13 protein-coding genes are annotated in these 13,500 nt (G+C 45.9%); 8 read left to right on the top strand and 5 right to left on the bottom strand.

Annotated elements, in window-relative coordinates; genetic code table 11:
- Window positions 1-80: 80 nt before the first annotated feature.
- On the top strand, window positions 81-662 hold the full coding sequence (gene sipT / locus AR442_RS12345; protein ID WP_003154568.1) for a signal peptidase I sipT: 582 nt from the start codon (window positions 81-83) through the stop codon (window positions 660-662).
- Between the two features lie 37 nt (window positions 663-699).
- On the opposite strand, the gene AR442_RS12340 is transcribed toward sipT, so the two are convergent.
- Window positions 700-969 carry a hypothetical protein gene (locus AR442_RS12340; protein WP_021493749.1) on the bottom strand — a complete coding sequence of 90 codons (270 nt, stop codon included), beginning with the start codon at window positions 967-969 and terminating at the stop codon, window positions 700-702.
- Between the two features lie 162 nt (window positions 970-1,131).
- On the opposite strand from AR442_RS12340, the gene AR442_RS12335 reads away from it, so the two are divergent.
- Together AR442_RS12335 and AR442_RS12330 are read left to right on the top strand one after the other, a co-directional pair.
- Entirely contained in the window at window positions 1,132-2,751 is a 1,620-nt protein-coding gene (locus AR442_RS12335; RefSeq protein ID WP_007409642.1) for an ABC-F family ATP-binding cassette domain-containing protein, read from the top strand.
- A gap of 112 nt (window positions 2,752-2,863) precedes the next feature.
- On the top strand, window positions 2,864-3,772 hold the full coding sequence (locus AR442_RS12330) for a ketopantoate reductase family protein (protein WP_053285008.1): 909 nt from the start codon (window positions 2,864-2,866) through the stop codon (window positions 3,770-3,772).
- Between the two features lie 30 nt (window positions 3,773-3,802).
- On the opposite strand, the gene AR442_RS12325 is transcribed toward AR442_RS12330, so the two are convergent.
- The 3 genes from AR442_RS12325 to mreBH all read right to left on the bottom strand — a co-directional run bounded on the left by AR442_RS12325 (window position 3,803) and on the right by mreBH (window position 6,349).
- Window positions 3,803-5,035, bottom strand: a complete 1,233-nt coding sequence (locus AR442_RS12325) for an aminopeptidase (RefSeq protein ID WP_007409644.1) — start codon at window positions 5,033-5,035, stop codon at window positions 3,803-3,805.
- A gap of 100 nt (window positions 5,036-5,135) precedes the next feature.
- The gene (locus tag AR442_RS20330; RefSeq protein WP_003154559.1) at window positions 5,136-5,270 is read right to left on the bottom strand and encodes a protein YkpC; all 135 of its coding nucleotides are present in this window, start codon (window positions 5,268-5,270) and stop codon (window positions 5,136-5,138) included.
- Between the two features lie 71 nt (window positions 5,271-5,341).
- Complete coding sequence (mreBH, locus tag AR442_RS12320) at window positions 5,342-6,349, bottom strand: cell shape-determining protein MreBH (protein WP_014417632.1); 1,008 nt, start codon at window positions 6,347-6,349, stop codon at window positions 5,342-5,344.
- A 270-nt stretch (window positions 6,350-6,619) separates the two neighbouring features.
- On the opposite strand from mreBH, the gene AR442_RS12310 reads away from it, so the two are divergent.
- The 5 genes from AR442_RS12310 to ade all read left to right on the top strand — a co-directional run bounded on the left by AR442_RS12310 (window position 6,620) and on the right by ade (window position 11,798).
- Window positions 6,620-6,904 (top strand): transcriptional regulator AbhA, encoded by a 285-nt coding sequence (locus tag AR442_RS12310; RefSeq protein ID WP_014417633.1) that lies wholly within the window; start codon window positions 6,620-6,622, stop codon window positions 6,902-6,904.
- Between the two features lie 172 nt (window positions 6,905-7,076).
- A complete protein-coding gene (locus AR442_RS12305; RefSeq protein WP_014417634.1) occupies window positions 7,077-8,381 on the top strand; it encodes an ATP-binding protein in 1,305 nt (434 codons plus the stop codon).
- 1 nt (window position 8,382) lies between these two features.
- Window positions 8,383-9,210 (top strand): gamma-glutamylcyclotransferase family protein, encoded by an 828-nt coding sequence (locus AR442_RS12300; protein WP_014417635.1) that lies wholly within the window; start codon window positions 8,383-8,385, stop codon window positions 9,208-9,210.
- Window positions 9,211-9,250: 40 nt separating this feature from the next.
- Entirely contained in the window at window positions 9,251-9,916 is a 666-nt protein-coding gene (gene ktrC, locus AR442_RS12295; protein ID WP_003154554.1) for a Ktr system potassium transporter KtrC, read from the top strand.
- 148 nt (window positions 9,917-10,064) lie between these two features.
- Entirely contained in the window at window positions 10,065-11,798 is a 1,734-nt protein-coding gene (gene ade / locus AR442_RS12290; protein WP_053285007.1) for an adenine deaminase, read from the top strand.
- 32 nt (window positions 11,799-11,830) lie between these two features.
- Here the strand turns inward: ade and rnjA are convergent, their stop codons facing one another.
- Window positions 11,831-13,498, bottom strand: a complete 1,668-nt coding sequence (gene rnjA / locus AR442_RS12285; RefSeq protein WP_053285006.1) for a ribonuclease J1 — start codon at window positions 13,496-13,498, stop codon at window positions 11,831-11,833.
- Window positions 13,499-13,500 lie beyond the last annotated feature (2 nt).

Below are 13,500 nucleotides of genomic sequence, written 5' to 3'. Positions count from 1 at the left end.
CGTTATGTATTTTGTGATGAGTTATGATAAAGTAAAGATGGTGCATGAACTGAAACAGTGATCGTCTAGGAGGAACCACGTTGACTGAAGAACAAAAACCTACTTCTGAAAAATCGGTAAAAAGAAAATCCAACACGTATTGGGAATGGGGAAAGGCCATCATTATAGCGGTCGCACTTGCGCTGTTAATCCGCCATTTCCTGTTCGAACCGTACTTAGTGGAAGGATCATCAATGTACCCGACATTACATGACGGTGAAAGGCTGTTTGTCAACAAAAGCGTCAATTATATCGGAGAAATCGAGCGGGGGGACATCGTCATTATTAACGGCGATACATCGAAAGTCCATTATGTAAAGCGTCTCATCGGAAAACCGGGAGAAACGGTGGAAATGAAAAATGACACGCTTTATATAAACGGCAAAAAAATCGCAGAACCGTACCTCGCGAGCAATAAAAAAGAAGCGAAAAAACTGGGAGTCAACCTGACGGGAGATTTCGGCCCCGTAAAGGTTCCGAAAGGCAAATACTTCGTCATGGGCGACAATCGGCTGAACTCAATGGACAGCCGGAACGGACTCGGTTTAATTGCCGAAAACCGGATCGTCGGCACCTCGAAGTTTGTGTTCTTCCCATTTCATGATATGCGTCAGACAAAATAAAAACGCCGCGCTGCCCGATTTGGACAGCAGGCGTTTTTTATTTGGCAAACGAGGCGGCGACGGCGATGAACAATACCGTGGCCAGCACTGATCCGACAATGGCCAGAACGCTGAAAAAAAGGTTCACCTGCTTCTTCTCTTTGCCGCGTTTTTCAAGCATCCGTTTTGAAAAGAGATGCGAAAACGTATAAATGAGGGCGATTCCCACGTACAAGCCGATGTCACGGGCCGTAAAGCCTGTGACGGCCAGAAAAACCCCGGTGAAGAAAATCATAAGACAGTATTCTGTGAGTGTTAAAAGCTTCAACTTGTTCCTCCGTGATGAATATGTATATATATCTATTGTATCACAGCGCTCCGGGTTTGACGCCTGCATCTTTTCAAACCCGTATATTCGCAGGGAAACATTTCTCTTCCCCTTTATTCATGGTATACTTTTAATGATGATAGACACGATGGAGGATTCTAAATGATTGCTGTAAATAATGTGAGCTTGCGTTTTGCGGATCGCAAGTTATTTGAAGATGTCAATATTAAATTTACGCCGGGCAACTGCTACGGATTAATAGGCGCAAACGGTGCCGGAAAATCAACATTTTTGAAAATTTTATCCGGTGAGCTGGAGCCGCAGACCGGCGATGTCCATATGAGCCCGGGTGAACGTCTTGCCATTCTGAAGCAGAACCACTTTGAATATGAAGACTTCGAAGTGCTGAAAGTCGTCATTATGGGACATAAACGTTTATACGAAGTTATGCAGGAAAAAGACGCGATTTATATGAAGCCTGATTTTTCAGATGAAGACGGCATCCGCGCCGCTGAGCTTGAAGGAGAGTTTGCGGAATTAAACGGATGGGAAGCTGAAAGTGAAGCCGCTATTTTGTTAAAGGGCCTGGGCATCTCTGAAGACCTGCATACGAAGAAAATGGCGGACTTAGGCGGTTCAGAAAAGGTGAAAGTGCTTTTGGCACAGGCGCTGTTCGGCAAGCCGGACGTTCTGCTGCTTGATGAACCGACCAACCACTTGGATCTGAAAGCGATTCAGTGGCTGGAAGAGTTTTTAATCAACTTTGAGAACACAGTCATCGTCGTATCCCATGACCGTCACTTTTTAAATAAAGTGTGCACGCACATCGCCGATCTTGATTTTAATAAAATTCAAGTGTACGTCGGCAACTATGATTTCTGGTATGAATCCAGCCAGCTTGCTTTAAAGCTTTCTCAGGAAGCCAACAAGAAAAAAGAAGAGCAGATTAAACAGCTTCAGGAATTCGTGGCCAGATTCAGCGCCAACGCTTCTAAATCAAAGCAGGCGACATCAAGAAAGAAACTCCTTGATAAAATCACGCTTGATGATATCAAACCGTCATCACGCCGTTATCCTTATGTCAATTTCACGCCGGAACGCGAGATCGGAAATGACGTGCTGCGGGTTGAAGGCTTAACAAAAACGATTGACGGGGTAAAAGTGCTTGATAACGTCAGCTTTATTATGAACAGAGAAGATAAAATCGCTTTTACGGGCCGCAACGAACTTGCCGTTACGACATTGTTTAAAATCATTTCCGGGGAAATGGAAGCTGACAGCGGCACATTTAAATGGGGCGTGACCACTTCTCAGGCGTACTTCCCTAAAGACAACAGCGAGTATTTTGACGGCAGCGATGCGAACCTTGTTGACTGGCTCCGCCAATACTCGCCGCATGACCAAAGTGAAAGCTTTCTGCGCGGTTTCTTAGGACGCATGCTGTTCTCAGGAGAAGAAGTCAACAAAAAATCAAACGTTCTTTCCGGAGGAGAAAAAGTGCGCTGCATGCTTTCAAAAGCGATGCTTTCCGGCGCGAATATCTTAATTCTGGATGAACCGACAAACCACTTAGATTTGGAATCCATTACGGCGCTTAACAACGGCTTAATCAGCTTTAAAGGCGCTATGCTGTTTTCATCTCATGACCATCAGTTTGTACAGACAATTGCCAACCGCATCATTGAATTAACGCCTAAAGGCATTGTTGACAAACAAATGTCTTATGACGAATTTCTTGAAAACGCGGATGTACAGAAAAAGCTTGAAGAGCTATACGCGTAATAAAGAAGCAGGGGAGACTCTGCTTCTTTATTTATGAAAAAAGTTTTCAATCTTCTGACTTCCCGTTACAATAAATGAATACATAACTTGAAAAGATAAGGAGGAATGCATCATGAAGTTTTTAATTGTCGGAGCTGGAGGAGTGGGCGGATATATCGGCGCGCGTCTTGCAGAAAAGGGAAATGACGTTACGTTTCTCGTCCGCAAGAAACGGGCGGAACAATTACAAGAAACGGGTTTGATCGTCAAAAGTGCAAAAGGTGATGTTTCAATCAAGCCGAAATTAATGATGGCGGGCGAAGAAGGAGCATTTGACGCCGTTATTATCGCTTCAAAAGCGTATTCTTTGCAGGACGTTATTCGGGATGTCAAACCGTTTGTCAAACCTTCGTCGGTCATTATTCCTTTTTTAAACGGATACAGGCACTATAACCAGCTGTTTGAAGCTTTTTCAAAACGGCAGGTGCTGGGCGGCCTCTGCTTTATTGAGAGCGCCCTTAACGACAAAGGGGACATTCTTCATACGAGCGCTGCCCACCGCTTTGTTTTCGGTGAATGGAACGGGGAACGCACAGAACGTATGAACGAGCTGGAAAACGCATTTGCAGGTGTGAAAGCGGATGTCATCATCAGCCGGGATATTGAAAAGGACATTTGGAAAAAATATATGTTTATTGCCGCGCAGGCGGGAGTGACCACTCTGTTTCAACAGCCGGTCGGACCGATTTTAGAAACAGAAGGCGGCCTCAACACGGCAAAGCGCCTCTTTGCTGAAATCGGAGCCATTTTCAAGGCTGCCGGCATCCCGAAAGATCCTGGTCTGGAAGAAGAGAGTTATCGCACATTGACAAGCATGTCTTACCATATGAAATCGTCGATGCTGAGAGATATGGAAAAGGGCAGGGTGACGGAAGGTGATCATTTACACGGATTTTTGCTTGAGAAAGCGAAAGGCTTGTCAGTTGATACACCTGTTTTGGAAACCGTCTGCGCCAACTTGCAAATGTATGAAGCGAAATAAAAAAAGGAGGCCTGATCGCCTCCTTTTTTATTAAAATGCCCAGTTTCCGTTTCTGAAGATCGGTTCTCTTTTGCCGTCCGCCGTAATGCCGTCGATATTCATATCTTTGGAACCGACCATAAAATCTACGTGTGTAATGCTTTCATTTAAGCCCTCTTTGACAAGCTCTTCCCGTGTCATTTGTTTACCGCCCTCAATATTAAAGGCATACGCACTGCCGATCGCCAAGTGGTTAGAGGCGTTTTCATCGTACAGTGTGTTGTAAAATAAAATATTTGATTGTGAAATCGGTGAATCGTACGGCACTAAGGCCACTTCTCCGAGATAGTGTGAGCCTTCATCGGTTTCGACGATGCCTTTTAAAATCTCCTCGCCTTTTTCAGCTTTCACATCGACAATGCGGCCGTTTTCAAAGGTAAGAGTGAAGTTATCAATAATGTTGCCGCCGTAGCTCAGCGGTTTCGTGCTGGAAACCGTGCCGTTCACCCCGTCACGCTGCGGAAGGGTGAAAACCTCTTCTGTCGGCATGTTGGCCATGAATTCGTGCCCGCTCTCATTCACGCTTCCCGCGCCTGCCCATACATGTTTTTTCGGCAGTTCAATGGTTAAGTCTGTTCCTTCAGCCTGATAATGCAGGGCGCTGTAATGTTTTTTGTTCAGGTGTTCCACTTTTTCATGAAGATTTTGATCATGTTTTTTCCATGCTTCCACAGGGTTTTCTTCATTTACGCGGGTCGTTTTGAAAATTTCTTCCCATAAAAGCTGAACGGCTGTTTCTTCCGGCTGATCCGGGAACACTTTTTTCGCCCAGCCTGTTGAAGCCGCTCCGATCACCGTCCAGCTGACCTTATCTGATTGAATATATTGTCTGTATGTATGCAATGCTTTTCCGGCGGCTTTTTGGAACGCTGCAATCCGTTTGCCGTCAGTGCCTTTTAACAGGTCGGGGTCGGATGAGACGACAGAAATAAACGCAGCCCCTTTTTTCGCGAGCTCTTCTTTGCCTTTTGCTTCCCATTCAGGATACTCTTCAAACGCTTCAAACGGTGCCATCTCGTATTTTAATCTGGACAGTTCATCGTCCTGCCAATTTACGGTGACGTTTTTTGCGCCTTTTTCATAAGAATGTTTGGCAAGCAGTCTGACAAGTTCCCTAACATCAGTTGAGGCATTGATTACGACATGCTGTCCTTTTTGGACATTGACGCCGACTTCTACCGCCAGCTGAGCATATGTATGTAACTTTTCAGTAAACGAACTCATCGTTCATTCCTCCTCATCGGTTTTTCTCATCATATCAAATATCGCCTCATAAAGGAAAGAAAGGAGCACAAACGAAAAAGACACAGCTTTTGCTGCGTCTTTACGGGTGATTCAGTTTTACGGCGCCGCCGGCCGGAGAATGGGGCATATTGGCCAGTGAAATGCTCATACCCCCCAAAATAATTCCGCTTAAAATGACGGCTACTGCTACGCGTCTTCCCACATCTCTAAGCATATGCTTCCTCCTTAATGTTTCTCCAGTTCTCACAATATGAGCCGGCCGGAGAAAAAAGAAGCACAATCTTATTATTTAATCGCTTTTTGCAGCTTGTCGATGACGTCTAATGAACGCCCCGTGCCGATAGCCACTGATTCAAGCGGATTTGCCGCCAAATGAACGGGAACGACGATTTCTTCTGTCAGCCATTCTTTCATCCCGTTTAAAAGGGAGCCTCCGCCGGTTAACACGACGCCGCGGTCAACGATATCGCCGCTGAGCTCCGGCGGACAATCTTCAAGTGTCGCTCTGATCGCTTCAAGAATATGCAGGAGCGACTCACGCATCGCGTGCTGAATTTCATTAGACTGCAGTCTGATTGTCTTCGGCAGACCGGTTACAAGGTCACGGCCGCGGATTTCCATCGTTTCCGGCACATGTTCAATCAATGCAAAACCGATTTCCATTTTCACTTGTTCTGCCGTACGTTCCCCGATCAGCAGGTTGTATTTTTTTCTGACGAACGAGGCGATATCTTCATCAAGCTGGTCGCCGCCGATTCTGATCGAATGGCAGGATACGACGCCCCCGAATGAGATGATGGCGACTTCAGTCGTACCGCCGCCGATATCTACGACGACGTTTGCGACCGGCTCGTCAACAGGGAGGTCGGCCCCGATTGCAGCGGCTACGGGTTCTTCAATCAAGTGAACGTTTTTCGCTCCGCAGTTTTTGACAGCGTCACTGATGGCGCGGCGTTCAACGGCTGTTGAGCCTGAAGGCGTGCAGACGACGACATTCGGTTTGCGGAAAGTCATTCCGATTTTTTTTCCGGCTTTTTTCATAATGTGTTTTAATAAGTCAGTTGTCATATCATAATCAGCAATGACACCGTCTTTCATCGGCCGTACGGCGACGATTTTCCCCGGCGTCTTTCCGATCATGCTTTTGGCATCCGTTCCGATGGCAAGCACCGCTTTCGTTGTTGTATCTACAGCGACAACGGAAGGTTCGTTTAAAATAATTCCTTTATTTTTACTGTAAACAAGTATATTAGCGGTTCCTAAGTCGATTCCGATCTCAGTTGATTGAAACATGTTTTCACCCAATCCCTATCCTGATTTAATTGATTCTACATTTAAAGTTTCTGAGAAAAACCACGATTTTTGGGGGTTTCCGCCGGGAATGAAATGTTTTTGTAAAAAAGGAGGGAAAGTCTGTATCCCATATTTCAAAAGGATTTTCTTCTGTAAAAAAACATTCAGTTCCGGATGCTGAGAAACTTTTGCTCCGTTCCTTTCGTCTACGTTTATGAAGGATTTTCCTTGGACATAAAGAAGAGACATTAAAGGAAGTAGGGGATTTCTATGAAATCAATTGGTGTAGTAAGAAAAGTAGACGAACTCGGGCGTATTGTCATGCCGATTGAATTGAGAAGAGCATTGGATATCGCTATTAAAGATAGTATTGAATTTTTCGTTGACGGAGACAAAATTGTCTTAAAAAAATACAAGCCGCACGGCATTTGCTTAATGACGGGGGAAATTACCTCCGAAAATCAGGAGTACGGCAACGGCAAAATTATTTTAAGTCCTGAAGGAGCGAAAATGCTGCTTGAGGAAATCGAGGAAGCGTTAAAAGGTAGATCATAATCGGCAAAAAGGGCGGAGCATCATTCCGTCCTTTTATTATGAACTTGTGCAAAAACTCACGGGAAAAGTAAGCGAACCTGCTCAATTAATTGGGAATAGTTATCATTTTTTAGTCAATAATGCAGTCAACAATGTTACAATATATGTAGAAATGCTAGCGGCAGGTGGGACTATGGGAAAATATCAAGCGCGTATCATTTCCTTAATCTTGGCAATGATTTTTATTATGTTTTGGGATTATTTATTTTATATGATTGAACGGAATCCGATTAACTGGCCAGTTGACATCACCTTTACCGCCGTCACATTAATCGGCGTCTGGCTGCTGGCTTATTATGTGGATAATAAAAAGCAGCTGCTGGCGGAGCTGAAGGACAGCGAGCAGAAAGCAAAGGCGCTTTCAGATGAGAAAAACCGGATCATGGACAATCTGCAGGAAATCGTTTTTCAGACGGATGCACAAGGGAATATTACATATTTGAATCAGGCCTGGACGGCGATTACGGGCCACTCCATCAGCGAATGTATGGGCACGATGTATAATGATTATTTTATAAAAGAAAAACATATCATTGATTATATTATCTCCCAAATCAAGCAGCAGTCCCCGTCAGGAATGTTTACGGCCAAATATATTAAAAGAGACGGCTCGATCTTTTGGGGAGAAGTCCATTATAAGCTGTATTATGACCGCAGACAGAAATTTGTCGGAAGCCTGGGGACGATGTCTGATATCAGTGAACGGAAAAAAGCGGTCGACGAGCTTCTGGAGACGAACGAACGCCTTGCCATGCAATCTCAAAAGCTGGCCATTGCCGGGGAGCTTGCGGCAGGAATCGCCCATGAAGTAAGAAATCCTTTAACGTCAGTCAGCGGCTTTCTCCAGCTGATGAAAGCCCAGTATCCGGAAAGAACGGATTATTTTGATATTATTTTTTCGGAGATTAAAAGGATTGATCTCGTGCTGGGGGAGCTGCTTCTGCTCGCCAAGCCGCAGACCGTGACGTTTACCGCTCATCATCTCAACCATATTTTAAGGCAGGTGGCGACGCTTCTTGACACGAACGCGGTGCTGTCGAACACTGTGATTGAGAAGGATTTCAGGCAGACTGAGTCCTGTATGGTCAACGGTGACGAAAACCAGTTGAAACAGGTATTTATCAATATTATTAAAAATGCGATTGAAGCGATGCCTGACGGCGGGAATATTCATATTTATACAAAACGGGATGAAGAATACGCGGTGATCAGCATACAGGATGAAGGGAACGGCATGTCGAAAGAAAAGCTTGAAAACATCGGGAAACCGTTTTTCTCAACAAAAGATCAGGGAACGGGTCTCGGTCTTCCGATTTGTTTACGAATTCTGAAGGAGCATAATGGTAAACTTAACATTAAGAGCAAAAATGGAGAAGGCAGTACGTTTCAGGTGATTCTGCCGTTAGAAGCGGCTGCTGTCCAAAAGGAGGAAAAATAACTTGCTTCTTTTTGTATACGGTTTGTTACGGAAGCGTGAAGAAAACCATGAACTGCTGAAAGGCGCTCCGTGTGTGTGCGAGCAGGCCGCGATAAACGGCGTGCTGTACGAAACGGATAAAGGTCAGCCTGCGGCGTCTTTAGCAGAAACAGCTTTTGTGTACGGGGAATTGTATGAAACAGATCATCAGATGATCCGTAAGCTGGATGCGTATTATGCTGATTTTGATCGGAAAGAGGTTGCCGTGACGACGGATGCCGGGAATAAAACCGCCTTCGCATATGTCGTAAAGCCCGGCCAGTGTGCCTCATTCAGCCGTATCAAAAGCGGAGACTGGAAAGAATACCGTTTTATGAAACGGGAGGATGACAGTCCGGTTTATTATTTCGCTTACGGCTCCTGTATGGACAATGCCCGGTTTAAACAGGCGGGGGTCGACCACTTTTTTGCCGAGCCGGTCGGAGGGGCGGTTGTTGAAGGGTATTCGACGAGATTCACGTTAAGGCGTCCTGACGGTTCCAGAGCCGATCTTGTTGAAGACGGGGGACGAACTGAAGGCGTGCTGTACAAGCTCCCGTTTGAAGCGGCAACCTATCTGTACAAAAGAGAAGGTGTTGATAACCACACATACCGTCCAGCATTCATAGAAGTGTGTGCCGGCGGCCGTGTATACAGAGGCGTCCTGACGTTTCTCGTTCTTGATAAAGCTGAGGAAATTGCGCCTCCGGGTCACTATCAGGAAGAAATCGAACGCGGAGCGGACCTGTATTTATCGCCCGCCTTTTCAGAAAAGCTTAAACGCTATATGAACTCATTGCCGAAAATGTGATACTATTCCTATTAGAGATATTGTTTAAAGGAGTACTGTTATGAGAAAAGAGTTTGCCGTTATCGGTCTCGGACGCTTCGGCGGAAGTATTTGCAAAGCATTAAGTGAAGAAGGCCTTGAGGTCATGGCGATGGATATTGATGAAGATAAAGTAAATGAATACGCCAAAATCGCATCACACGCGGTCATCGGCGATTCAACCGATGAATCGGTGCTGAAAAACTTAGGGCTGCGCAACTTTGACCACGTCATTGTGGCAATCGGCGAAAATATACAGGCGAGCATTTTAACGACGCTGATCTTAAAGGAACTCGGCGTGAACACGATCACGGTTAAAGCGCAGAACGATTATCATGAGAAAGTGCTTGCGAAAATCGGGGCCGACCACATCGTCCACCCTGAACGTGACATGGCAAAACGCATCGCCCACAACATCGTATCAAATAATGTGCTTGATTATTTGGAGCTGTCCGACGAACACAGCATTGTGGAGATCGTGGCCAACAGCAGGCTTGCGGGCAACACACTGCTTGACCTGGACATCCGGGCGAAGTACGGCATTAATATCGTGGCCATCAAGAGAGAAAAAGAAGTGATCGTATCTCCGCTGGCGACTGAAATGATCCAAAAAGAAGATATTCTCATCGTTATCGGCTCTCTTACGGACATTTCCCGATTTGAAAAAAGAGTGCTTCATACAAAGTGAAAAGCCGTCCGTAAAAGGGCGGTCTTTTATTATGTCAGAATAGTAAGACATTTATCGTGTAAGCGGTATTTTCTGCGATTTTTATTGACTATGATCAAGCGATCCGATAGCATATTGTACCATATAAAGAAAAAGAGGAGGCCTCATTTTGAACAAAGAAACACTGGCTGAACGGCTGAATGCATCAGCCGGCAGACAAAAAGCCGATACCGTCATTAAAAACGGAAAAATCATGGATGTATTTAACCAGGAATGGATTTCTGCAGATATCGCCATTACGGACGGAGTGATCGTCGGGCTGGGCGAATATGAAGGGGAAGAAGTCATTGATGCAGAAGGCCAAATGATCGTTCCGGGCTTTATTGACGGACATGTTCATATCGAGTCCTCTATGGTTACTCCGATTGAATTTGCTAAAGCCGTCCTCCCACACGGAGTGACTACGGTCATTACTGATCCTCACGAAATTGCGAACGTTTCCGGAGCAAAAGGCATTTCATTTATGATAGAGCAGGCGAAAAAGGCGCCGCTGAACATCCGTTTCATGCTTCCTTCCTGTGTTCCCGCCGCTAGCTTTGAACGCTCAGGAGCCGTATTAAAAGCCGAGGATTTAAAGCCTTTTTATCAGGAGAAAGAGGTGCTCGGACTTGCGGAAGTAATGGATTATGTGTCTGTTGCGGAAGGTCAAGAGGATATGCTTCAGAAACTGCTTGATGCCAAGCGTCACGGAAAACGGATCGACGGGCATTTAGCCGGACTCTCTTCAGATATCATCAATATATATAGAACCGCAATGGTGTCAAATGATCATGAAGTGACGACAAAAGAAGAAGCGCTGGACAGAATCAGACGGGGGATGTATGTCATGCTGCGCGAAGGATCGGTGGCAAAAAATACGCTCAATGTGCTGCCGGCGGTGAATGAAAAAAACGCGCGGCGCTTTTTCTTTTGCACGGATGATAAGCATGTAGATGATCTGCTTTCAGAAGGAAGTGTGAACCACCAAGTCAAAATGGCGATAAAGGCGGGACTTGATCCATTCCTTGCGTATCAGCTCGCCAGCTTAAATGCGGCTGAGTGCTACGGTCTTGAAACAAAAGGGGCGGTAGCGCCGGGTTTTGACGCAGATCTGCTGTTCATTTCAGATGTACGGGAGGCTGCCGTCACGAAGACCATGGTCGCCGGCCGGACCGTTGCCGAGAACGGACGCACGGTTTATGAACAGTCTGCCGGTTCCTATTCGCCGGACCAGGCGCTGTTGGATACAGTGCGGCTGAAAGCGCCGCTGACTGAATCGGATTTTCATATACCGATTCAAGAGGGCAAGAAAATGAACGTAATCGAAATGATACCGAATCATTTGGAGACGAGAAAAAAAGAAGTGCCTGCACCGTCTGCTGACGCGTTTCGTCCTGATACAGAAAATGATTTATTAAAAATCGCCGTCGCAGAGCGGCACAGCGGCGAAAAAATGATAGGACTCGGGATTGTACAAGGGTTCGGGTTAAAAGAAGGCGCCATCGCCACAACCATTTCTCACGATTCCCATAATATCATCGCCGTCGGTACAAACGATGCCGATTTGGCAAAAGCAATCAACAGGCTCCGTGACACCGGAGGAGGATTAACAGCCGTGAAAAACGGAGAATTGCTTCATTCCGTTCCGCTTCCGATCGCCGGGCTTTTGTCTGATAAGTCGGCGGAATGGGTCAATGACAGCTTGGGCGTGCTTCATGAAAAGCTTTCTCTGCTCGGATTCACCGGTGATTTCAATCCGTTTCTCACATTATCGTTTTTAGCGCTTCCGGTGATTCCGGATATTAAAATGACGGCGGCCGGTCTGTTTGATGTCAAAGCCTTTCAGCATATTCCGCTGCAATAAAAAAACTGCACTCGTAATGAGTGCAGTTTTTTTTAGACCTCCATAATGATCGGAAGGATCATCGGGCGGCGTTTTGTTTTTTCGTATAGGAACGGAGCTAGTGTATCGGTAATTTCGTTTTTAATTTCGGACCACTGCGTTGTTTTCCGATCCATTACTTTCTCCAGATGGTTCGAAATGAGCTGCTGCGCGTCATTGATCAAATCACCGGATTCTCTCATGTAAACAAAACCTCTTGAGATTAAATCAGGTCCCGCCGAAACCCTAAAGTCGTCCATATTGATGCTGACAACAACGATAACAAGGCCTTCTTCTGAAAGAATGCGGCGGTCGCGGAGCACGATATTGCCGATATCACCGATTCCGCTTCCGTCAATGTAAACGGAGCCGGACGGAATTTTGCCTGCCACAGCGGCTTCTTCGCCTTTGAGGGCCAGCACTTCGCCATTATCCATGATAAAGCAGTTTTCTTCAGGTATGCCGCAATCAGTCGCGAGTTTGACGTGCATTTTCTGCATTCTGTACTCACCGTGAATCGGCATAAAGAACTTCGGTTTGATCAGGCGGAGCATTAATTTCTGCTCTTCCTGTCCGCCGTGTCCGGATGTATGAATGTCATTCAATGAACCGTGAATGACTTCTGCGCCCGCACGGTACAGCTGGTTGATGGTGCGGCTTACGCTGATTGTGTTTCCGGGAATCGGAGAGGAAGAAAAGACGACCGTATCTCCGGGATTAATGGAAATCTGCCGGTGCGTCCCGTTAGCGATGCGTGATAACGCCGCCATCGGTTCACCTTGGCTTCCCGTACATAAAATCGTTACCTTATTGGCAGGCATACGATTGATTTCGTTATGCTCAATAAACGTATTTTTAGGACAGGTAATGTAACCGAGATTTTGTCCGATTTCAATAGCCGATTCCATACTGCGTCCGAATACGGCAACTTTTCTGCCGTTTAAAACGGCTGCTTCAATCACCTGCTGAAGACGGTGTATATTTGAAGCGAATGTCGCAAATATAATTCTGCCGTCCACTTTTCGGAAAATATCGTGAATGCTTTCGCCTACGCGGCGTTCTGACATGGTGAAATCAGGAACCTCACTGTTTGTACTGTCAGAAAGCAGGCACAGAACGCCTTCTTTCCCGATTTCAGCCATCTTAGTCAAGTTTGCCGGTTCGCCTACCGGTGTGAAATCGAACTTAAAGTCCCCGGTATGTACGATATTGCCCGGCGGTGTTTTGACGACGATTCCGTATGAATCCGGAATGCTGTGTGTCGTTCTGAAGAAGGATACAGACGTCTTGCGGAACTTCACGATGTCGTCTTCACCGATGATGTTTAATTTGGTCTGTCTTAGCAGCCCGTGCTCTTCAAGTTTATTCCGAAGTAAGCCGATCGCGAGTTTACCGCCGTAAACGGGAATATTTACTTGTCTGAGCAGGTACGGAATACCGCCGATATGGTCTTCGTGACCGTGGGTGATAAACAGACCTTTAATTTTATCTTCATTTTTTACTAAATACGTGTAATCGGGGATTACGTAATCAATGCCGAGAAGTTCATCTTCCGGGAACTTGATTCCCGCATCAATCAGTACAATTTCATCCTGAAACTGCACCCCGTACGTATTTTTCCCGATCTCGCCCAATCCGCCGAGGGCGAAAACGGCAGTCTGGTCATTTTTTACAAATTTCATTC

It is taken from the genome of Bacillus velezensis (assembly GCF_001461825.1).
Classification (GTDB): Bacteria; Bacillota; Bacilli; order Bacillales; family Bacillaceae; genus Bacillus; species Bacillus velezensis.
Note: the sequence above shows the minus strand (reverse complement) of the source record. Positions and strands in the feature narration are given on the sequence as shown.